The organism is Xanthomonas sp. LMC-A-07 (assembly GCF_030208825.1).
Lineage (GTDB): Bacteria > Pseudomonadota > Gammaproteobacteria > Xanthomonadales > Xanthomonadaceae > Xanthomonas > Xanthomonas campestris.
Window position 1 is genome coordinate 94277 of record NZ_JARVTF010000005.1, and the last position, 20502, is coordinate 114778.

At 67.0% G+C, this 20502-nt stretch carries 20 protein-coding genes; 7 read left to right on the top strand and 13 right to left on the bottom strand.

All coding sequences use genetic code 11. From position 1 onward, the window contains the following. Positions 1–23: 23 nt before the first annotated feature. The 4 genes from QRM89_RS03325 to QRM89_RS03340 all read left to right on the top strand — a co-directional run bounded on the left by QRM89_RS03325 (position 24) and on the right by QRM89_RS03340 (position 3340). On the top strand, positions 24–227 hold the full coding sequence (locus QRM89_RS03325; protein ID WP_285447280.1) for a hypothetical protein: 204 nt from the start codon (positions 24–26) through the stop codon (positions 225–227). A gap of 54 nt (positions 228–281) precedes the next feature. Continuing rightward, on the top strand, positions 282–773 hold the full coding sequence (locus QRM89_RS03330) for a hypothetical protein (RefSeq protein ID WP_285447281.1): 492 nt from the start codon (positions 282–284) through the stop codon (positions 771–773). A 186-nt stretch (positions 774–959) separates the two neighbouring features. Continuing rightward, positions 960–2222: an acyltransferase gene (locus tag QRM89_RS03335; protein WP_285447282.1), complete on the top strand. Its 1263-nt coding sequence runs from the start codon at positions 960–962 to the stop codon at positions 2220–2222. Between the two features lie 89 nt (positions 2223–2311). After that, a complete protein-coding gene (locus QRM89_RS03340) occupies positions 2312–3340 on the top strand; it encodes a DUF1176 domain-containing protein (RefSeq protein ID WP_285447283.1) in 1029 nt (342 codons plus the stop codon). An 87-nt stretch (positions 3341–3427) separates the two neighbouring features. On the opposite strand, the gene recJ is transcribed toward QRM89_RS03340, so the two are convergent. From recJ to QRM89_RS03405, 13 genes are all read right to left on the bottom strand, one after another. After that, the gene (gene recJ, locus QRM89_RS03345; RefSeq protein WP_285447284.1) at positions 3428–5167 is read right to left on the bottom strand and encodes a single-stranded-DNA-specific exonuclease RecJ; all 1740 of its coding nucleotides are present in this window, start codon (positions 5165–5167) and stop codon (positions 3428–3430) included. Further along, on the bottom strand, positions 5164–6084 hold the full coding sequence (locus tag QRM89_RS03350; protein ID WP_285447285.1) for a phosphoglycerate mutase: 921 nt from the start codon (positions 6082–6084) through the stop codon (positions 5164–5166). Before QRM89_RS03350 ends, recJ begins: the two co-directional genes overlap by 4 nt. Before the next feature lie 3 nt (positions 6085–6087). Next, positions 6088–6552 carry a transcription elongation factor GreA gene (gene greA, locus QRM89_RS03355; RefSeq protein WP_014507602.1) on the bottom strand — a complete coding sequence of 155 codons (465 nt, stop codon included), beginning with the start codon at positions 6550–6552 and terminating at the stop codon, positions 6088–6090. 8 nt (positions 6553–6560) lie between these two features. After that, positions 6561–9803, bottom strand: a complete 3243-nt coding sequence (gene carB / locus QRM89_RS03360; protein ID WP_011037013.1) for a carbamoyl-phosphate synthase large subunit — start codon at positions 9801–9803, stop codon at positions 6561–6563. 57 nt (positions 9804–9860) lie between these two features. Next, complete coding sequence (locus tag QRM89_RS03365) at positions 9861–10412, bottom strand: hypothetical protein (protein WP_285447286.1); 552 nt, start codon at positions 10410–10412, stop codon at positions 9861–9863. Beyond that, a complete protein-coding gene (gene carA, locus QRM89_RS03370; protein WP_285447287.1) occupies positions 10412–11539 on the bottom strand; it encodes a glutamine-hydrolyzing carbamoyl-phosphate synthase small subunit in 1128 nt (375 codons plus the stop codon). Before carA ends, QRM89_RS03365 begins: the two co-directional genes overlap by 1 nt. A 240-nt stretch (positions 11540–11779) precedes the next feature. Continuing rightward, positions 11780–12496, bottom strand: a complete 717-nt coding sequence (gene dapB, locus QRM89_RS03375) for a 4-hydroxy-tetrahydrodipicolinate reductase (protein ID WP_285447288.1) — start codon at positions 12494–12496, stop codon at positions 11780–11782. Between the two features lie 74 nt (positions 12497–12570). Then, the gene (locus tag QRM89_RS03380; RefSeq protein WP_285447289.1) at positions 12571–13299 is read right to left on the bottom strand and encodes an MOSC domain-containing protein; all 729 of its coding nucleotides are present in this window, start codon (positions 13297–13299) and stop codon (positions 12571–12573) included. After that, positions 13296–14498: a PLP-dependent aminotransferase family protein gene (locus QRM89_RS03385; RefSeq protein ID WP_228443800.1), complete on the bottom strand. Its 1203-nt coding sequence runs from the start codon at positions 14496–14498 to the stop codon at positions 13296–13298. The genes QRM89_RS03380 and QRM89_RS03385 overlap by 4 nt, the downstream gene beginning before the upstream one ends. A gap of 214 nt (positions 14499–14712) precedes the next feature. Continuing rightward, a complete protein-coding gene (locus QRM89_RS03390; protein WP_042598979.1) occupies positions 14713–15213 on the bottom strand; it encodes a nuclear transport factor 2 family protein in 501 nt (166 codons plus the stop codon). A gap of 63 nt (positions 15214–15276) precedes the next feature. Then, positions 15277–15525: a DUF6587 family protein gene (locus QRM89_RS03395; protein WP_115540207.1), complete on the bottom strand. Its 249-nt coding sequence runs from the start codon at positions 15523–15525 to the stop codon at positions 15277–15279. A gap of 1 nt (position 15526) precedes the next feature. Further along, positions 15527–17386: a ferrous iron transporter B gene (locus tag QRM89_RS03400; RefSeq protein WP_285447290.1), complete on the bottom strand. Its 1860-nt coding sequence runs from the start codon at positions 17384–17386 to the stop codon at positions 15527–15529. Beyond that, positions 17383–17631, bottom strand: coding sequence for a FeoA family protein (locus QRM89_RS03405; RefSeq protein ID WP_011037004.1), 249 nt, complete (start codon positions 17629–17631; stop codon positions 17383–17385). The genes QRM89_RS03400 and QRM89_RS03405 overlap by 4 nt, the downstream gene beginning before the upstream one ends. A gap of 116 nt (positions 17632–17747) precedes the next feature. On the opposite strand from QRM89_RS03405, the gene QRM89_RS03410 reads away from it, so the two are divergent. From QRM89_RS03410 to QRM89_RS03420, 3 genes are all read left to right on the top strand, one after another. Then, positions 17748–18545 carry an enoyl-CoA hydratase-related protein gene (locus QRM89_RS03410; protein ID WP_076036860.1) on the top strand — a complete coding sequence of 266 codons (798 nt, stop codon included), beginning with the start codon at positions 17748–17750 and terminating at the stop codon, positions 18543–18545. A gap of 76 nt (positions 18546–18621) precedes the next feature. Then, positions 18622–19518 carry a hydroxymethylglutaryl-CoA lyase gene (locus tag QRM89_RS03415; protein WP_285447291.1) on the top strand — a complete coding sequence of 299 codons (897 nt, stop codon included), beginning with the start codon at positions 18622–18624 and terminating at the stop codon, positions 19516–19518. A gap of 137 nt (positions 19519–19655) precedes the next feature. Then, complete coding sequence (locus tag QRM89_RS03420; protein WP_285447292.1) at positions 19656–20426, top strand: SDR family NAD(P)-dependent oxidoreductase; 771 nt, start codon at positions 19656–19658, stop codon at positions 20424–20426. Positions 20427–20502: the final 76 nt, after the last annotated feature.

A 20502-nucleotide genomic window follows, 5' to 3' on the forward strand; every position in this document is an offset into this window, starting at 1 on the left:
CGACCTGGAACCATCTGTGGTTCTTGCCTTACCTGTGGGCTTACACGCTGGTGGCCTGGTTCCTTTGGCGCCTGCTTCCTGCCGACACGATGGTGCGGATACGCGCATGGACCGCGCGGGCCGTTCGGGGCTGGCGGGTGTTGTTGGTACCGGTGACGCTCCTGGCGCTGGCGCGTCTGCTGCTGGTGGCTCGCTTCGAGCAGACCCATTGGCTGTTCGACGATTAGTACAACCACGCGCAGTACCTGCCGATCTTCCTGATCGGAGTGCTGATTGCGCCAATGACCAGCGTCTGGGAGTCGCTGCAACGCCTGCGCTGGGTGGCACTGCTGCTGGCCGTTTGCAGCGATGCGTTGATGATCCACACCTGGTATTTCTCCATTTACGATGACGCGCATCCCGCGCCCACCACGCTGCGCCTGCTCTTGCGGGTGCTGTGGGCGGTCGACCAGTGGTGCGCGATCGCCGCCATCCTGGGCTTTGCCTACCGTTTCCGTCATGCAGACGGCGCCGCCTTGCGTTATCTCACCGCTGCCGTGTTTCCGGTCTATGTGCTGCATCAGACCATCATCGTGGTCCTGGCACATTCCCTGAAGCCACTGGCACTGCCGCAACTGGTCGAGAGTGCGACGCTGATCGTCGCGACTGCCGCGCTGTGCCTGGCGAGATACGAGATCATCCGTAGGCAGCGCTGGCTACGGCCGCTTTTTGGCCTGCCAGCGATGACAAGGCTGCGCGCGGCTCCCGTGATAAAGCAAGAGGCGGCGACGTAGCGACGCCAGAGCCGGGCTTCGCTCGGGTGAAACTATTCGCGCATCTCGGGCCAATCGCCCGCTTGCCGTCCCCTGTTCGTCCCCGTGGGACCGCAACTGGTCACACAGGGACGGCATTGCTCCCTTGGCGCAGCCGTATGGGGCCGGATTGCCGAGGATGCGGCTACGCCTTCCAACGACACGACCATGAACGAGCGCCGCCACGATATCGATGCCTTGCGCGTCTTCGCCTTCGCACTGCTGATCCTCTATCACGTGGGCATGGCCTACGTGGCCGGCTGGGAGTTCCACCTCAAGAGTGCCTATACCACCGAGTGGTTACAGGCGCCGATGATCGTTCTCAACCGCTGGCGCATGCCGCTGCTGTTTATGATCTCCGGCATTGCGATCGGGCTGGCGCGTGCGGAACGCGCGCCGTGGCAGTTCGCATGGCGACGCTGCGGCCGGTTATTGCCTCCATTGCTGTTCGGCATGTTCGTGGTGGTGGCGCTGCAGGCGTACTGCCAGGGCGTGACGAATGGAAAGGTCAGCCCGGGCTTTGGCGCCTTCCTGCTGCGCTATTGGCAGGTGCGTCCCTGGCCGGCCGGCAGCTTCGATGGCTGGGAGCACGGCATCACCTGGAACCATCTGTGGTACCTGGCCTACTTGCTGCCGTACACGCTGTTGCTCCTGGCGCTAGTGGCGCTGGCCCGCGCGCTGCCGACGCTGGCACTGCCACGGCTGCCCGCCGCCGTGCTGGTACCGGCGCTCTTGCTGCTGCCGATCCTGTGGGAAAGCATCTGTGTGCTGTGGGTGCTGCCGCGCCACCCGCCCACCCACGCCTTGGTCGGCGACTGGTTCGTGCATGCCGAATCGTTCCCGTTATTCCTGCTGGGCTATCTGCTGGCGCATAACGCGCGCTTTTGGCGCTGGGCGTTGCAGCTGCGCTGGCTCACCTTGGCGAGCGCGGTGCTGGCAATCACGGTGGAGCTGACCTTGCGGGCAGCCGCTCAATCGCTAGCGCCGGCCGGCTTGCAAACCGCGCTGGCCGCGCTGCCGCTGGGGACGATAGAGCGCCTCGCGCGCGCTGCCTATACGTGGCTTGCCTTGCTCGCTTTGCTGGGCTGGGCGCGGCATCGCCTCAACCGCCCGTTCGCCTGGTTGCCGTACTGCACCGAGGCCGTGTTTCCCTGGTACATCCTGCATCAGAGCCTGATCATCGTCGCGTTGTACTGGCTGGCGCCGTTCAAACTCGGTGCGTGGCTGGAGCCGGCCCTGGTGCTGGCGGCGACCGTGGCCGGATGCCTGTTGCTGCATGAGCTGGTCATCCGCCGCCTGCGCTGGCTGCGTCCGTTGTTCGGCGTGCCAGCGCGTCCCCGCGCTGCGCCCGCTGTGGGCACGGCTGTTTCTGCGGCTGCTGAGCACCCAGGCGAGCCTAGGCAATGCGATCAACGCCGCGTGTTGTCCTAATCCGCGCCAACCGTGCTCCGCCGCGGGATGGACGTCAGCTGCCGGCGGCACGCAAGATGCGCGTCCGTTCCTGTTGTTGAAGATCATCGATGCGCCCTTCCGTGTGTACCGCCCTGTTGTTGCTCTCGCCTGTCGCCGCGCTCGCCGCGCCGGCCACCAGCGTCGATTTCAGTCACGACGACTGGACCATCGCCTGCGACAACACCCGCACCTGCCGCGCTGCCGGTTACCAGGCCGATGACAGCGACCCGCCGGTTTCGGTGTTGCTCACCCGCAAGGCCGGTGCCGGCCAGGCGGTGACGGCGGAGCTGATGCTGGGCCAGTACGACGAGGTCAAGATGCCTGCCTCGCTTAGCCTGCAGATCGATCAGCGCGACCACGGCAAGCTGGCGCTGGATGGCAAGCGCGGCACTGGGGTGCTGACCAGTGCGCAGGTCGGCGCGCTGCTGGCGGCGTTGCCACGCAGCAGCAAGATCGTGGCGGTCGGCAACGATGGCCGGCGCTGGCAGTTGTCCGATCGCGGCGCGGCCGCGGTGCTGCTGAAAATGGACGAGTTCCAGGGCCGGATCGGCACCCGCGGGGCGCTGGTGCGCAAGGGCGACCGCGACGAAACCGCCGTGCTGCCGCCGTTGCCGGCACCCCAGGTCCGCGCGGCCAAGCTCGCCGCAGCGCAGGCAGGCGACGCACACCTGGGCACGCTGCCGGCGCTGTATCAGGCGCTGCGCGCCACCCTTCCTGCCGATGAGGAGTGCAAGGGGCTCGACGCCAGCGCCGCGTCGGAACCGCTGAACGTCACGCGCCTGACCAACGACAAGCTGCTGGTTTCCACCGATTGCTGGATGGGCGCCTACAACATCGGCACCGGGTTCTGGGTCGTGAATGCGCGCGCGCCGTTCGCCCCAACCCTGGTGACCTTGCACGCCAGCGACCTGGATGGCGCCACCATCCTGGAGTCGCAGAAGGGCCGCGGCCTGGGCGACTGCTACAGCCAGGCCGCATGGACCTGGGATGGCCGCCGTTTCGTGCTGACCTCCAAGTCCACCTCCGGCCTGTGCCGGCTGGTTGCCGCCGGCGGCGCCTGGGAGCTGCCAACCGTGGTGGCCGACGTCAAACAATAACTGGCCCAATCACCCGGCCGGCGCATCGTCAACGGCGCGGTCTGCAGCACGGCAGACCGCGCCAGGCCTGCGCCCGGAGCGCACCTCTCAACCCGCTGATGCCGCCGGCTCGCAGTGCTCGACGATGAGCTGTACCGCAGTGCCACCGCGGTAGTCGTCGCCGACCAGCCGATAGGCGATGCGCACCGTGCGCGCCGGCTCGCTGCCGCGCCAGCCATTGAAGTGGATGGCGTTGAGCGGCTCGGCACGCCCGGCGCAGCGCAAGGTCAGCTTGAGGTGGCGCTCCTTGAGCAGGCGCCACTGCAGCACCTCGAATTGTCCATCGAACAGCGGCTCAGGAAAGCCCTGCCCCCACGGCCCGGCGGCACGCAGCGCTTCGGCATGCAGATGATCGAGTTCGTGCGCGGCCAGCTCGCCATCGCTGTGCAATTCGGCCTGCAACAGCGAGGCATCGACCATCGCCTGCACCTGGGTCTGAAACGCCTGCTCGAACGCGGCCAACGCGCGGTGCTCCAGGCTCAGGCCGGCCGCCATCGCATGCCCGCCGAACTTCTGGATCAGCCCCGGATGGCGCGCATCCACCGCCGCCAGCACGTCGCGGATATGCAGGCCGGGAATGGAGCGCGCCGAGCCGCGCAACTGGTCGCTGCCCGGCTCGGCCGGTGCCAGCGCGATCACCGGACGGTGCAGGCGGTCCTTGAGCTTGGAGGCGACCAAGCCGATCACGCCTGGGTGCCATTCGGGGTCGAACAGGCAGGCGGCCATCGGCAGCGCACCGTCGGCAGCCAGCATCACCTTGGTGACGGCCTGCTCGGCATCGTCGGTCATCAACTGCTGCACCGCGCGGCGCTCGGCGTTGATTTCTTCCAGCAGGCCGGCGATCTCGCGCGCCCGGCTCCAGTCCTCGCACAGCAACAGTTCGATACCCAGCGCCATGTCTTCGAGCCGGCCTGCGGCGTTGAGACGTGGCGCCAACGCAAACCCGATATCGCTGGCACTCAGCCGCGCCGCATCGCGGCCACTGGCGTCGATCAACGCACGCAAGCCGATACAGCCTTTGCCGTCACGCAGGCGGCGCAGGCCCGCCGACACCAGTGCGCGGTTATTGGTGTCCAGCGGCACCAGATCGGCCACCGTGCCCACCGCCACCAGATCCAGCAGCACCGACAGATCCGGTTCTGCCCGCTCGGCAAACGCCCCGCGCGCGCGCAACGCGCCACGCAAGGCGAGCAGCACGTAGAAGATCACCCCGACCCCGGCCAGCGTCTTGCTCGGGAAACTGTCCTGCACCAGGTTGGGGTCCACGATCGCATCGGCCGGCGGCAAGACCTCGCCAGGCAAATGGTGGTCGGTGACCAGCACGGTCCAGCCACGCGCTTTGGCTGCCGCAACACCGGCATGGCAGGCGATGCCGTGATCGACGGTGACCAGCAGATCCGGCTGCAGTGCGGCCAGTTCGTCAACCAGCGCCGGCGACAGGCCATAGCCATGCACCATGCGATTGGGTACCGCATGGTGCACATCCAGCGCGCCCAGCATGCGCAGACCGCGCACGCCGACTGCGCACGCTGTAGCGCCATCGCAATCGAAGTCGCCTACCACCAGGATGCGCCGCTGTGCAGCAATTGCATCGGCCAACAGTTCGGCGGCGACGCGGCTGTTGTGCAACAAATCCGGCGACAACAGCTGGCCGAGCCGCGGGTGCGCGCCCTGCACATCGACCACGCCGCGCGCGGCGTAGATCCGCCGCAACAACGGCAGCATTGCGTCGGGCCAGGTGCCGCCCTGCCCGGGCGGGCGTCGCACAATCGTGGGGCTGGAGGTCATTGCACCAGCTGCAGGCGCGGCTTCCGCCAGAACCGCCAGCGCTGCGTGCGCTGCAGCGTCAGGGTCTCGCCGTCCTGGAAATCCAGCACCAGGCGATCGAGTTCGCCGCGCGCGATGGCGGCGAGCAATGGCGCCACCGCATCGGCAGTGAACTGCTCCAGCGAGCGCAGGTGGCGCAGATCCACCAGCGCATCCACGCGCTGCTCGCCCTGCGCATCGGCACCTGCGGCCAGCGCCAGCGAACGCAGCAACGAATCGCGACTGCGTACCTGGCGGTGCGGCGAGGTCACTGCGTGCGGCAGCACGCCGCCACCCCAGAACCACAGCGAATTGATCGGCGGCTTGCCGTTGGCCACGCGCCCCTCGTTCCAGGGATGCTGGTGCAGCACCACCTGGGCTTCGGTCAGCAGCGCGCGCCAGCGCCGGCCCGTGTCGCCGGCCGGCAAATGATCGAACAGGTCTTCACCGATCGCCGCTTCGGGCGAGGCGAACTCCGGCAGCTGTGCATCCGGCGATAGCCGCAGATACCAGCGCGAGGGCGTGGGTGCATCCAGCAGAAAACCGGCATCGCCAAACATCGGCTTGAGCACCGGCAACAGCATTGCCAGGTCTTCGGCGGTGGCGCCCAGTGCTTCGCCATAGCCCATCAAGCGTGCGCCCTGCATGTCCGGCACCACATAGGCCGGATCGGCGCGGACCCAGGTCGCGCCGGCGGCGTCGCCGGCATCGAGCTGACGCGTCAGCGCCGCCACCGGCCACTGGCGCGGGGTGAGTGCGAAATGGCGCTGCAACTGCGCCACTTCGCCAGCTTCGGCCGGCTGCACATCGGCACGCGCCAGTGCATGCGCCACCGCTGCATCGCCCAGGGTTCCGGGCAGGCGGCGGCGTTCCGGCAGCAGCAGGGTCGCGGTGGTCATCGATCAGTCGAGATACGCCACGCTAACGACTTCGTATTCGCGCTGCCCGGCCGGCGCATCGATGGTCACCGAATCGCCTTCCAGCTTGCCGATCAGCGCACGCGCCAGCGGTGAGGAGATCGCGATCAGGCCCAGCTTGATGTCGGCTTCCAGATCGCCAACGATCTGGTAGCGCTTCTCTTCATCGGTCTCGGTATCGGCCAGCGTCACGGTGGCACCGAACACGATCTTGGTGCCGGCCGCCAGCTTGGTGATGTCGATGATCTCGGCATGCGACAGCTCGCCCTCGAGCTGCTTGATGCGGCCTTCGATGAAGCTCTGCTGCTCGCGCGCGGCGTGGTACTCGGCGTTTTCCTTGAGGTCGCCGTGCGCACGCGCTTCGGCAATCGCGGTGATCACCGCCGGGCGCTTGACCGACTTCAGGTGGTCCAGTTCCTCGCGCAGACGCTGCGCGCCCTTGGACGTCATGGGGGCTCTCATGCTTCCAGCTCCTTGTGCAGTTCCTGCAGCGACCAGACGGGGCCAGTGCCGCGGAATTCCAGTGAATGCACCAGCGCCTTGGCGCCGGCGACGGTGGTCGAATAGGTCACACGATGCTGCAGCGCTTCACGACGGATCGAGAACGAATCGGAGATCGCCGCGCGCCCTTCGGTGGTGTTGACGATGTAGACGATCTCGCCGTTCTTGATCGAGTCGACGATATGCGGCCGCCCTTCGGCCACCTTGTTGACGATCTCGCAGCTCAAGCCGTGCTGCTGCAACCACGCACCGGTGCCACGCGTGGCCACCAGGGTGAAGCCGCGCTCCACCAGGGCCTGGGCCACCGGCAACACGCGCTGCTTGTCCGGGTCACGCACCGACACGAAGGCCTTGCCCAGCGGCGGCGCCTTGATGCCGCCGGCTTCCTGCGCGCGTGCAAACGCCGCGCCGAAGCTGCGGCCAACGCCCATCACCTCGCCGGTGGAGCGCATCTCCGGCCCGAGGATCGGGTCAACGCCCTGGAACTTGGCGAACGGGAAGATCGCCTCCTTCACCGAGTAGTAGTCCGGCACGATTTCCTTGGTGGCGCCCTGCTCGGCCAGCGTCTTGCCGGCCATGCAGCGTGCAGCGATCTTGGCCAGCGGCATGCCGGTGGCCTTGGACACGAACGGCACGGTGCGCGAGGCACGCGGGTTCACTTCCAGCAGGTACACGATGTCATCGCCGGCGTCGTTGACCTGCACCGCGAACTGGGTGTTCATCAGGCCGACCACATTCAAGCCTTCGGCCAGCATCACCACCTGGCGACGCAGCTCGGCCTGGGTTTCGGCCGACAGCGAATATGGCGGCAGCGAGCAGGACGAATCGCCCGAATGCACGCCGGCTTCTTCGATGTGCTCCATCACCCCGCCGATCAGCACGTTGCCGTCCTTGTCGGCAATGATGTCCACGTCCACTTCCACCGCGTTGTCGAGGAAGCGGTCCAGCAACACGGGCGAATCGTTGGAGACCTTCACCGCATCGCGCACATAGCGCGCCAGGTCTGATTCGCCGTACACGATCTCCATCGCGCGGCCGCCCAGCACATAGCTCGGGCGCACCACCAACGGGTAGCCGATTTCGCGCGCCAGCACCAAGGCCTCGTCGGCATTGCGGGCAATGCGGTTCGGCGGCTGCTTCAGGCCCAGCTTGTCGACCAGCTGCTGGAAGCGCTCGCGGTCCTCGGCCAGGTCGATCGAGTCCGGCGAGGTGCCGATCACCGGCACGCCGTTGGCTTCCAGCGCACGCGCCAGCTTCAGCGGGGTCTGGCCGCCGTACTGCACGATCACGCCCTTGGGCTGCTCCAGCTCGACGATCTCCAGCACGTCTTCCAGCGTCAGCGGCTCGAAGTACAGGCGGTCGGAGGTGTCGTAGTCGGTGGAGACGGTTTCCGGATTGCAGTTGACCATGATGGTCTCGAAGCCGTCATCGCGCAGCGCCAGTGCCGCGTGCACGCAGCAGTAGTCGAACTCGATGCCCTGCCCGATGCGGTTGGGGCCACCGCCCAGGATCATGATCTTGTCGCGGTTGCTCGGCAGCGCTTCGCACTCGTCCTCGTAGGTCGAATACAGGTACGCAGTGCTGGTGGCGAATTCGGCAGCGCACGAGTCCACGCGCTTGTACACCGGGCGCACCTTGAGCGCGCGGCGCAGCGTGCGCACGGCTTCTTCGTTGGTGCCGATCAGCTCGGCCAGGCGTGCGTCGGAGAAACCGGCGCGCTTGAGCAGGCGCAGCCGTGGGGCATCCAGTGCCGCCATCCCATCGTCGGCAAGCTGCTGCTCGAGGCTGATCAACTCTTCGATCTGGTCCAGGAACCAGGGGTCGATGAACGACAGCGCATACACATCGGCCACGCTCATGCCGGCACGGAACGCATCGCCCACGTAGAACAGACGCTCCGGGCCCGGAGCCTTGAGCTCGCGCTTGAGCGCGGCCATGTCGTCTTCGCTGCCCAGATCCAGACCGGTCGGGTCCAGGCCGATCTTGCCGGTTTCCAGGCCACGCAGGGCTTTCTGCAGCGATTCCTGGAAGGTGCGGCCCATCGCCATGACTTCGCCGACCGACTTCATCTGCGTGGTCAGGCGTGCATCGGCCTGCGGGAATTTTTCAAAGGCAAAGCGCGGAATCTTGGTGACCACGTAATCGATCGACGGCTCGAACGAGGCCGGGGTCAGGCCACCGGTGATCTCGTTCTTCAACTCGTCCAGCGTGTAGCCCACCGCCAGCTTCGCGGCGACCTTGGCGATCGGGAAGCCGGTGGCCTTGGACGCCAGCGCCGAGGAACGCGACACGCGCGGGTTCATTTCGATCACCACCACCCGGCCGGTGGTCGGGCTGATGCCGAACTGCACGTTGGAGCCGCCGGTATCCACGCCGATCTTGCGCAGCACCGCGATCGAGGCATCGCGCAGGCGCTGATATTCCTTGTCGGTGAGCGTCTGCGCCGGCGCCACGGTGATCGAGTCACCGGTATGCACGCCCATCGGGTCGAGGTTTTCGATCGCGCACACGATGATGCAGTTGTCCGCGGTATCGCGCACAACTTCCATCTCGAATTCCTTCCAGCCCAGCACCGATTCTTCCACCAGCACTTCGGTGGTCGGCGACAGTTCCAGGCCGCGGCCGACGATGTCGATCAGCTCTTCGCGGTTGTACGCAATGCCGCCACCGCTGCCACCCAGCGTGAAGCTGGGGCGGATGATGGTCGGGTAGCCGACGCGGGTCTGGATATCCAGCGCTTCTTCCAGCGTGTGCGCCACTTCGGCCCGGGGGCAATCCAGGCCGATCTCGCCCATTGCCACGCGGAACAGCTCGCGGTCTTCGGCCATGCGGATCGCTTCGCGCTTGGCACCGATCAGCTCGACGTTGTACTTCTCCAGCACGCCGTGGTCGGCCAGGTCCAGCGCGCAGTTCAGCGCGGTCTGCCCGCCCATCGTCGGCAGCAGGGCATCGGGCTTTTCCTTGGCGATGATCTTCTCGACCGTCTGCCAGTTGATCGGCTCGATGTACACGGCGTCGGCCATGTTCGGGTCGGTCATGATCGTGGCCGGGTTGCTGTTGACCAGCACCACGCGGTAGCCCTCGTCGCGCAGCGCCTTGCACGCCTGCGCGCCGGAGTAGTCGAACTCGCAGGCCTGGCCGATGACGATCGGGCCAGCGCCGATGATCAGGATGGTTTTAAGGTCGGTGCGCTTTGGCATTGTCTTCTCTAAGTCTGGACAGCGTGACAAATAGGGGGAGTGATCAAACGCTGTCGATCAGGAAACGGCATCGGCGGTCAGCACGATGCCGCACTGCGCCTTCAGGTCTTTCGCCATGCGTGCTTCGTGGTCATCGGGCATCGGCGAGGCGGCATCCAGCGCGGCCATCAGGCGTACGCCGGAGGGGCTACGCAGGAACGTGTCCAGCTCGGCACGTGCCTTCTCGTCCAGCCCTGCTCCAGCCCTGTCGGCAATCGTCTGCGCATTGGAACCGGCAAACACGCTCGCCAGCGACTTGCCGGCGGAGGTGTCCAGAAACTGCGCCCAATCGGCAACCACCTGCGCGCCGTCGTCGCCGAGACCGGCGATCATCGAGCTGCGAAAGCCTTGGTCGATCATGTCCTGGATCGGCTTGCGCGCGCAGACGCGCTGCGCATCGTCCAGTGCGCTCAACGATGGCGTGCTCTTGACCGTCAATTCGGCCATGTCGGTTCCAAGCCCGCCCATGCCCAACCGGGTCACCAGCGTCTTGACTGCGCCGTCGCTGGCTGGCGCGGCATGCACCACGCCCACCGTGCAGGACAGCGCCAGCAGCAGGCATACCCGCATCAAGACTTCGCCTCGGCCATCGATGCGACAAACCGATCGAACAACGGCCCGACATCGCGCGGGCCCGGCGAGGCTTCCGGGTGGCCCTGGAACGAGAACGCCGGCGCATCGGTCAGGGCGATGCCCTGGTTGGTACCATCGAACAGCGAGCGATGGGTGACTCGCACGTTGGCCGGCAGCGTGGTTTCGTCCACCGCAAAGCCATGGTTCTGCGAGGTGATCATCACCCGGCCACCCTCCAGATCCTGCACGGGGTGATTCGCGCCGTGGTGGCCAGTCGCCATCTTGACCGTCTTGGCACCGGCGGCGAGCGCCAGCAACTGGTGGCCCAGGCAGATGCCGAAGGTGGGCACCTTCTTGGCGATCAATTCCTGGATCGCGCTGATCGCGTAATCGCACGGCTCCGGGTCGCCGGGTCCATTGGACAGAAACACGCCGTCGGGCTGCAGCGCCAGCACCTCGGCCACCGGCGTGCGTGCCGGCACCACGGTGATGTCGCAGCCGCGCTCGGCGAGCATGCGCAGGATGTTGATCTTGACGCCGTAGTCGTAGGCCACGACCTTGAACTTCAGCTCGGCCTGCACGAAGGCGTTCGCGTTTAGGTCCAGCTGACCTTCCTGCCACTGATAGGTGGTTTCGGTGGAGACCACCTTGGCCAAGTCCATGCCCTTCAGGCCGGGGAACTTGCGCGCGGCTTCCAATGCCTTTTCGACATCGATCTCGCCGGCCATCAGTGCACCGTTCTGCGCACCCTTCTCGCGCAGCAGACGGGTCAGCTTGCGGGTGTCGATGCCGGAGATGGCCACCACGCCGCGGGTCTGCAACCAATCCGGCAGCGCCACCTGGTTGCGCCAGCTGCTCGGGCGGCGCGGCACATCGCGCACGATCAGGCCGGCGGCCCACACCTGCTTGGCCTCGTCGTCCTGATCGTTGAAACCGGTGTTGCCGATATGCGGATAGGTCAGCGTGACCATCTGGCGGGCGTAGGACGGATCGGTCAGGACTTCCTGGTAACCGGTCATGGCGGTGTTGAACACCACTTCGCCGACGGATAGCCCGTTGGCGCCTACGGATTCGCCCTCGAACACGGTGCCGTCTTCGAGGACAAGGATTGCGGGTTGGGTCACGTGGGGTCTCGCTCTGGCTGCCTGGGACTCCGATGCGCTCCCGGCCAAATTCCGGTTGCAGCAAAGCGCGGACGCGGTGCTGGGGACCGGTCCGACGCTAGGTTCGGGCAAGCGAGAATTGTAAAGGCAAGTGCCCCGGCATGCCAGTGCGCGGCACACCGATCAGCGTAGGCGCCGCACGGGTGTCAGGTGAATACGGCCCGCTGGCATGCGTCCATTCATGTAACGGACGCCCCGCGTCTACAGCACCAGATCACGCACCCGGTAGCTGCTCGGCGGCTTGCCGAGCAGGCGCTTGGCCGCATGCAACGCACCGCGCGCGAAGATGTCGCGGTTGGTGGCGCGGTGGATCAGCTCGACGCGTTCACCCAGCCCGGTGAACTGCACGCTGTGCTCGCCGACGATGTCACCGGCACGCACGCTGGCAAACCGCGGCTGCGCCCCGCTGCCGGTGGCAGCCTCGCCCAGCGTCAGCGCGGTGCCCGAAGGGGCGTCCTGCTTGTGCACGTGATGGGCTTCGATGATGTCGCAGTCCCAGCCCGGCAGGCTGCCGGCGGCGCGCTCCACCAGTTCGGTGAGCACCGCCACGCCCAGGCTGAAATTGGACGCCCACACCAGCGGAATCTGGCCCGCAGCCTGCAGCAAGCCGGCCCGCTGCGCCTCGTCCAACCCGGTAGTGCCCGAGACCAGCGGTTTGCCGCGCTGCACGCACAACGCCAGGATCGGCGCAAAGCCCTGCGGCAGGCTGAAGTCGATCGCCACATCGAACGCCGGCGCACCGCCCAGTTCGTTGGCGGCGAAGTACGGCACGCCGTCCACCACGCGCTGCGAGGGCGACCGCCCCACCACCGCACCGACGACGTGCAAGGCGTCGTCTTCTGCGGCCAATCGCAGCAATGCCTTGCCCATGCGCCCGGAGGCACCGTGGATCAGAACTTTCACGGGAGAAGTTGTCATGGGGTCAGGCTAGCGAGGCGGCAACGGTTTCACAAGATGAACCGGCAACCGCCTGCTGCGCGTGACGCCAGCGCTCACCCCGGATCGACAGCGCCGTGCAAGCGTGCGCCCCAACTCTCCACTTCGCGGCGCTGCAGGCGGCGCTCGAACAACGCGCGCCACGACGGCACCAGCGGCAGCTGCAACACCGCGGCAATGGCCTCGGCATCCACCTCGCGCGCATACAGCACCTGCTGCACACGCGACAGCGTCCACTGCGGATGCGGGCGTTCCAGCAGCGTCAGCGCATCGCCGGCCGCCAGCCGCCCGGGCTGCAACACGCGGTAATACCAGCCGGTGCGGCCGCTGTCCTGGACGCGGCGCGCCATGTCGCGCAGGCCGAAGCGGTCGGAGAGTTTCCAGCACGGTTGCCGCAGTTGCGACACCTCCACCACTGCACTGCCCAGCGCCAGGCGATCACCCAGGCAGACATCGGCCTCGGTCAGGCCGAGGCTGCTGAGGTTTTCGCCGAACGCGCCCGCGGCCTCCAGCAACGCATGCGCGCCGATCTCGGCCTGCCACGCCGCATAGTGCTCGCGCGGGTAATGGTGGATCGCCTTGTCGGGACCACCATGCACGCGGCGGTCGCCCTGCTCGTCGCCTTCCAATCCTTCGGGACCGATCTGCAGCGGCCGCGTGACCATGCGCTTGTCGATCGCACTGCGGCTGCCCGGGCGGGTGAAGTCGCGCGCCACGCCGGTGGCCACGCTGTCGATCCGCGTCAACTGCGTCGGTGTAGAGAGGCGTGTCTCCGCAGCGCTCACGCGCCCTGCCCCGGCAGCTCCGCCAATGCCTCACGCAGCAACTCGCCGAGCACCTGGATGCCGGCATCGATGCGTTCGCCCGGCACCGTAACGAACGACAGTCGCAGCGTATTGGTCTGCGGCAAGGTGGCGAAGAACGGCGCGCCGGGCACAAACGCGACATTGCCCGCGATCGCACGCGCCAGCAGCACGCTGGCATCCAGGCCCTGCGGCAGCGTCACCCACAGGAACATGCCGCCGTCGGGACGATTCCACTGCACCTGCGGCGGAAAGTGCCGCTCCAGCGCCTCCAGCATCAGGCTGCATTGCCGCGCGTACAGCGCGCGGATCTGCGGAATATGCGTGTCCAGGAAATCGTCCTGCAACGTGGAGTGCACCATGCGCTGGGTAAACGACGGCGTATGCAGATCGGCCGCCTGCTTGGCCTGGATCAACTTGCCCAGCACTGCCTCCGGCGCCACCACGTAGCCCAGGCGCAGACCAGGCGCCAGCACCTTGGAAAACGAACCCATGTAGATCACCCCGTCCGGGTGCATCGACAACAGGCTCGGCAACGGTTCGCCGCTGTAGTAGAGCTCGCCGTACGGGTCGTCTTCGACGATCGGCACGCCCGCCTCTGCAGCCCGCGCCACCAGCGCCTGGCGACGCGAGAGCGGCAGCCGGCGCCCGGTGGGGTTCTGGAAATTGGGCAGGCAATACAGAAAGCGCGCATCGGCCAGCAGCGAGGGGTCCAGCGCATCCACCACCACGCCATCGGCATCGGACGGCATGCCGACAAAGTTGGGCTGGAACAGCGAAAACGCCTGCAATGCACCGAGATAGCTCGGCGTCTCCACCAGCACCTTGCTGCCTTCGTCGATAAAGACTTTGCCCAGCAGATCCAGCCCCTGCTGCGATCCGGTGGTGATCAGTACCTGGGTCGGGCGGATGCTGGCGCCGTCACGGCTCAGCCGCGCGGCGACCCACTCGCGCAGCGGCAGATACCCTTCGGTGGGGCCGTATTGCAGCGCCGCCTGCGGCGCATCACGCAGCACCTGGTCGCTGGCCGCACGCATGCGCTCCACCGGAAACGTGGCCGGCGACGGCAGGCCGCCGGCAAAGGAAATTACCTCCGGCCGTTCGGTGATCTTGAGGATTTCGCGAATCGCCGAACTGGTCAGCGCCTGCGCACGTCGGGAGATCTGGAAAGAGGTCGTCATCAACCAAGCATAGCGACTGCCCGCCGCCAACGCGCTGTGCGCTGCAGCGAACGTGGTGCGGCCTGATTACGATTGTTTACCGCGTGATTGCGCTGCCATGCGTGCATCCGGCAACGCATGGCAGCGATGCCTGGCGCGCTCGCTGCCGCACGATGCCGCACGATGCTGAAAGCGCCAGTGCTCCCGCGCACCGAAGGCGGCGCGCGCACCGCCATCAGTCGTACGCCGGCCCGACCCAGGCGGTGCCTTCGCTGCGTTCCACCAGGGTCTTCCAGCGCTTGCGAATCACCTTGTCGCGGCTGCGCAAGGTCATGCGCATCCCGGGCAATCCGATCGTGGCGCGGGTCTCGACCATGGCCGAGGCTTCGTCCGGTGCAATCTCGATCTTGGTGATGGAGTGCTTGTAGTCCATCACGTCTTCCAGGTTGACCGACGGATGCACCTGGCGCAGCGCCTGCGCCCACTCGCCATTGGCCTTGCAGTATTTTTCGCGCGTGGTGGTGCGGCGCTGCTGGTGCGAATCCATGCGGTACAGCACCACCATCTCGAAGTCTGGCGCGGTCATGGCGCACAAGGCCTCGCCATCCTGGGCCAGCATCGCCTTGTCGTGCGCGGCATACAGATCGCGCACCTGCTGCTCGTCCAGCGCATTGCCACCGTAATTATAAATCCCCGCAATCGCTGCCAATACGGCCAGCAACACCAACACACGCATCGCCTTTCCCCTGAACTGCCGCGTCCTGCGGCCGCGCAAGTGTAGCGAAGGCGCTGCCGGCCGTCAGTGGCTGCGCGGCGTCTTCGGCCCGCAACTGTCGCAACCACCGCAGGCGGCCGCGCCCTGCCCGGCGGGCGGTGCGATGCGGCGCCCCATTGCCTGCATCCACGCGGGGCGGCTGTCGCGCACCAAGGCGAGCGCAAGCGTGCCGCGCAGACGCCGCAGCGTGCCGGGGAATTGTTTTTTCATCACCACCCATGCGCTCACCAGCACGGCGAGCGCGATGATCACGTATTGCAGGGTCAGCGACATCTCAGCCGGCTCCGAACAACACGGCAAGCTGGTAAGTCACCAGCGAGGCCAGATAGGCCAGCGCGAACAGGTACACCGCGCTGATGGTCATCTGTTTCCAGGAGTTGGTTTCGCGCTTGATGGTGGCCAGCGTGGAGATGCACATCGGTGCGTAGATGTACCAGACCAGCAACGACAACGCGGTGGCCAGCGACCAGCCGTCGCTGATCAACGGCGACAAAGCCTGCGCTGCGGCATCGTCATCGGCCGCGGACAGCGCATAGACCGTGGCCAGCGACGCCACCGCCACCTCGCGCGCCGCCAGGCCGGGAATCAGCGCAATGCAGATCTGCCAGTTGAAGCCCAGCGGCGCGAAGAACACCGCCATCGCATGGCCGATCCGGCCGGCGAAGCTGTAGTCGATTGCGGGCAACGTGGCATTGGCTGGTGCGGCCGGGAACGACAGCAGGAACCACAGCAGAATGGTCAGCGCCAGGATGATGCCGCCCACGCGCTTGAGGAAGATCACCGCGCGCTCCCACAGGCCCAGCGCCAGATCGCGCAACTGCGGCACGCGGTAGGACGGCAGCTCCAGCATCAACGGATGCTCGCTCTTGTCGCGGCGCCACTTCTTCATCGTCCACGACACCAGCAACGCGCTGACGATCGCCGCGGCATACAGCGCGAACAGGATCAGCCCTTGTTGATTGAAGATGCCCCACACGGTCTTCTGCGGGATGAAGGCACCGATCAGCAAGGCGTACACCGGCAGGCGCGCCGAGCAGGTCATCAGTGGCGCGACCATGATGGTGGCCAGGCGGTCGCGCGGATCCTGGATGCTGCGGGTGGACATGATGCCGGGCACCGCGCAGGCAAAGCTCGACAGCAGCGGGATGAACGAGCGCCCAGACAGGCCCGCCGAGGCCATCATGCGATCGAGCAGGAACGCCGCGCGCGGCAGATAGCCGGATTCTTCCAGCGCCAGGATGAAGGCGAACAGGATCAGGATCTGCGGCAGGAAGACGATCACCCCACCCAGGCCAGCGATGATGCCGTCCTTGAGCAGGCTGTTGAGCGGGCCTTCGGCCATGTGGGTGCTAACCCACTCGCCCAGCATCGCGGTGCCGCCGTCGATCAGGTCCATCACCGGGGTGGCCCAGGCATACACCGCCTGGAAGATCAGGAACATCACCACCGCCAGCGTCACCAGCCCCCACACCGGGTGCAGCAGCCAGCGGTCCAGCGCATCGTCCACGCGCGAGGTGCGCGTGGGCATGGTCACCGCCGCGCTCAGGATCTGCCGCACCTGGGCGTGATAGTTGCCATCGGCCGGCGGCGTGGCGCTCGGTGCCGCCAGGTGCGCAGCCTGCGCATCGATGCGCTCGACCAGCGCCTTGGCGCCGCCGCGTCGCACCGCGACCGTCTCGACCACCGGCACGCCGAGCGCCTGCTCCAGTGACGGCAGGTCGATGACGATGCCGCGCCGCTGGGCGGCATCCATCATGTTCAGCGCCACGATCATCGGGCGGCCCAGCTCACGCAGCTCCAGCGCAAAGCGCAAGTGCAGGCGCAGGTTGGTCGCGTCCATCACATAGACCAGCACATCCGGCGCCGGCTCGCCGGGGTAAAAACCGCGGCACAGATCGCGGGTAATCGCTTCGTCCAGACTGGCCGGCTGCAGGCTGTAGGCGCCTGGCAGGTCCAGCACCGCGAACTCGCGCCCGGAAGGCGCGCGGAAATGGCCTTCCTTGCGCTCGACGGTGACGCCGGTGTAATTGGCCACCTTCTGCCGGCTGCCGGTCAGCTGGTTGAACAAGGCGGTCTTGCCACTGTTGGGGTTGCCCACCAACGCCAGCCGCATCGGCAGGCCGATCGCGCTCATGCCGCCACTCCGTCGTCGCGCACCTGCACGCGGGCCGCCTCGCTGCGGCGCAGTGCAAAACGCGTATAGCCAACCTGCACCAGCAACGGCTCGCGGCCGACCGGGCCCATCGCCAGCACCGTTACCTCTTCCCCCGCCACGAAGCCCAGTTCGCGCAGACGCCGGGCGATGGTGTCGTTGGGCTGACGGTCCTGCACGGATTCCACGGTGGCGACGCGATGCAATGGCATATCCGACAACGTCACAAAGACGGCCTGATTGTTAGGAATGGTTCTCAATTCTAGCATCGACGCACCGCATCATGGCTCCGGCGGGTGGGCCGGCTATCATGGTTCGCATCCCATTCATGGACGCATGCGCAATGCAGGAAACCGGCTTGATCGTCGAGGACCAGGGAGCGGTCCGTACGCTGCGGCTCAATCGCCCCGCGGTGCACAACGCGTTCGACGCGACCCTGATTGCCGCCCTCACCGCCGCCCTGCAGCAGGCCGGTACCGATGCGCAGGTGCGGGTGGTGGTGGTCACCGGTGCCGGCGCGGCGTTTTCCGCCGGCGCCGACCTGCACTGGATGCGCAGCATGGTCAGCGCCAGCGAGGCCGACAATGCGGCCGATGCACTGGCGCTGGCGCGGCTGATGCGCACGCTGGACGAATTGCCCAAGCCCACGATTGCGCGCGTCAATGGCGCCGCGTTTGGCGGCGGCGTCGGCCTGGTGGCGTGTTGCGATATCGCCATCGGCTGCACAGAGGCGCGCTTTGGTCTGACCGAAAGCCGCCTCGGCCTGCTGCCGGCGGTGATTTCGCCCTACGTGATCGCCGCGATCGGCGCGCGCCAGGCGCGGCGCTGGTTTGCCACCGCGGAAATCTTCGATGCCGGCATGGCGCAGTCGCTCGGGCTGCTGCATCAATTGGTGGCCGCCGACCAGCTCGACATTGCGGTGCAACGCCAGATCCGCCTGCTGCTCTCCGCCGCACCGCAGGCCGCCAGCAGCGCCAAGGCGCTGGTGCGCAGCATGCTGCCCTATTGCGAACGCGATGCCATCGACGCGGCCAACGCCGCGTTGATCGCCCGCCTGCGGGTCTCGCCGGAAGGCCAGGAAGGCCTGGGCGCCTTCCTCGACAAGCGCCCGCCGGCGTGGGCGAGCGAGGAAAGCGCATGAGGCTGTCCTGGTATCGAGCCGACCCCATGCCGTGCACCGGGCAGCAGCAACGGCGCTCCACGGCCCGGAGCCGCCCATGAGTGACTTCGTACGCATTGTCGAAGTGGGCCCGCGCGACGGCCTGCAGAACGAAGCCAACCCGATTGCCACCGCCGACAAGATCGCCTTGATCAACCAGCTCTCGGCCACCGGGTTGCGCACGATCGAGGCGACCAGCTTCGTCAGCCCGCGCTGGGTGCCGCAGCTGGCCGACGCGGCCGAGGTGTTTGCGGGGATCACCGGCCAGCCCGGCATCGCCTACCCGGTGTTGGTGCCGAACCTGCAGGGCTATGCACGTGCGCACGCGGCCGGCGCGCAGGAAGTGGCGGTGTTCACCGCGGCCTCCGAAACCTTCAACCGTACCAATACCAATGCCGGCATTGACGAGTCGATCGAGCGCTTCCGGCCGATCCTGGCGCAGGCCGCGCAGGACGGCGTGCGCGTGCGCGGCTACGTGTCCACGGTGCTCGGCTGCCCCTACCAGGGCGACGTAGCGGTAGGCGATGTGGTGGATGTGGCCGAGCGGCTGTACCGCCTGGGCTGCTACGAGATTTCGCTGGGCGACACCATCGGCGTCGGCACCCCGGCCAAGGCACGACAGATGCTGGCCGCGGTAGCCGGCAGCATCCCGATGCAGGCCCTGGCCGTGCACTTCCACGACACCTACGGCCAGGCGCTGGCCAATATTGCCGCCTGCCTGGAGCAAGGCGTGCGCGTGGTGGATGCGGCCGTGTCCGGCGCCGGTGGCTGCCCGTATGCGAAGGGTGCCAGCGGCAATGTCGCCAGCGAGGATGTGGTCTATCTGCTGCATGGCCTGGGCATGCCCACCGGCATCGACCTGCCTGCCCTTGCCCGCACCGGGCGCTGGCTGGCGCAGCTGCTGGGCAGGGAAACCGGCAGCAAGGTCGGCAAGGCACTGGCAGCGGCCGCCTGATCACCGCCACTGCCGGCCCGCCGTTTTGATCACCCCACCCGCGTTGCGTTGCGCCGCGCAGCGATGCGATCAGCGCTTCGGCTAGAATCGCCGACCGATCGCCGGCCGGCATCACCGCTTTCAAGGAACCCACGCGCATGCAGTCTTCTTCTGTCCTTGCCATCGTCACCGGCGGCGTTTCCGGCCTAGGCCTGGCCGTGGCGCAGCGCATCGTCGCCGACGGCGGCAAGGTCGCGCTGTTCGACGTCAACGCCGACAAGGCCGACGCGGCGCTGGCCTTGCTGGGCGCGGGCAAGGCGCACTATTTCGCCACCGACGTGACCGATGAGGCGCAGGTCGCCGCCAATGTCGCGCAAGCGGCGCAGGCACTGGGCGGGCTCAACCTGGCCGTGAACTGCGCCGGCATCCTCGGCGCCGGCCGCGTGCTGGGCAAGGAGGCTGCGATGCCGCTGGCCACCTTCCGCACCACCGTCATGGTCAATCTGGTCGGCAGCTTCAATGTCGCCAAGGCGGCGGCCGATGTGATGCAGCACAACGCCGCCGGCGAGGATGGCGAGCGCGGGGTGATCATCCACACCGCCTCGGTAGCCGCCTACGAGGGCCAGATCGGCCAGGCTGCCTACGCTGCCAGCAAGGGTGGCGTGGTCGGCATGACCTTGCCGATGGCGCGCGAACTGGCACGCTTCGGCATCCGCGTCATGACCATTGCGCCCGGCGTGTTCTGGACCCCGATGGTGGATGGCATGCCCGAAGCCGTGCAGCAATCGCTGGCCGCCTCGATCCCGTTCCCCTCACGTCTGGGCCAACCCGACGAGTACGCCGAAACCGTCGCCTTCATCCTGCGCACGCGCTATCTCAACGGCGAAGTCATTCGCCTGGACGGCGGCGTGCGCTTGGCGCCCAAGTAATCACGGGATTAGTGAGCCGGGATTGGGGATTGGCAAAGGCACTGCCATCTGCACCCACCCGCACTTGCCAATCTCC

What these genes read in the sequence shown, in the direction of transcription:
- QRM89_RS03330 (WP_285447281.1), top strand. Translation starts at nt 282, where the DNA reads ATGACCAGCGTCTGGGAGTCGCTGCAACGCCTGCGCTGGGTGGCACTG.
- QRM89_RS03335 (WP_285447282.1), top strand. Translation starts at nt 960, where the DNA reads ATGAACGAGCGCCGCCACGATATCGATGCCTTGCGCGTCTTCGCCTTC.
- QRM89_RS03340 (WP_285447283.1), top strand. Translation starts at nt 2,312, where the DNA reads ATGCGCCCTTCCGTGTGTACCGCCCTGTTGTTGCTCTCGCCTGTCGCC.
- recJ (WP_285447284.1), bottom strand. Translation starts at nt 5,167, where the DNA reads ATGACCTCCAGCCCCACGATTGTGCGACGCCCGCCCGGGCAGGGCGGC.
- QRM89_RS03350 (WP_285447285.1), bottom strand. Translation starts at nt 6,084, where the DNA reads ATGACCACCGCGACCCTGCTGCTGCCGGAACGCCGCCGCCTGCCCGGA.
- greA (WP_014507602.1), bottom strand. Translation starts at nt 6,552, where the DNA reads ATGACGTCCAAGGGCGCGCAGCGTCTGCGCGAGGAACTGGACCACCTG.
- carB (WP_011037013.1), bottom strand. Translation starts at nt 9,803, where the DNA reads ATGCCAAAGCGCACCGACCTTAAAACCATCCTGATCATCGGCGCTGGC.
- QRM89_RS03365 (WP_285447286.1), bottom strand. Translation starts at nt 10,412, where the DNA reads ATGCGGGTATGCCTGCTGCTGGCGCTGTCCTGCACGGTGGGCGTGGTG.
- dapB (WP_285447288.1), bottom strand. Translation starts at nt 12,496, where the DNA reads ATGACAACTTCTCCCGTGAAAGTTCTGATCCACGGTGCCTCCGGGCGC.
- QRM89_RS03385 (WP_228443800.1), bottom strand. Translation starts at nt 14,498, where the DNA reads ATGACGACCTCTTTCCAGATCTCCCGACGTGCGCAGGCGCTGACCAGT.
- QRM89_RS03390 (WP_042598979.1), bottom strand. Translation starts at nt 15,213, where the DNA reads ATGCGTGTGTTGGTGTTGCTGGCCGTATTGGCAGCGATTGCGGGGATT.
- QRM89_RS03395 (WP_115540207.1), bottom strand. Translation starts at nt 15,525, where the DNA reads ATGTCGCTGACCCTGCAATACGTGATCATCGCGCTCGCCGTGCTGGTG.
- QRM89_RS03400 (WP_285447290.1), bottom strand. Translation starts at nt 17,386, where the DNA reads ATGAGCGCGATCGGCCTGCCGATGCGGCTGGCGTTGGTGGGCAACCCC.
- QRM89_RS03410 (WP_076036860.1), top strand. Translation starts at nt 17,748, where the DNA reads ATGCAGGAAACCGGCTTGATCGTCGAGGACCAGGGAGCGGTCCGTACG.
- QRM89_RS03415 (WP_285447291.1), top strand. Translation starts at nt 18,622, where the DNA reads ATGAGTGACTTCGTACGCATTGTCGAAGTGGGCCCGCGCGACGGCCTG.
- QRM89_RS03420 (WP_285447292.1), top strand. Translation starts at nt 19,656, where the DNA reads ATGCAGTCTTCTTCTGTCCTTGCCATCGTCACCGGCGGCGTTTCCGGC.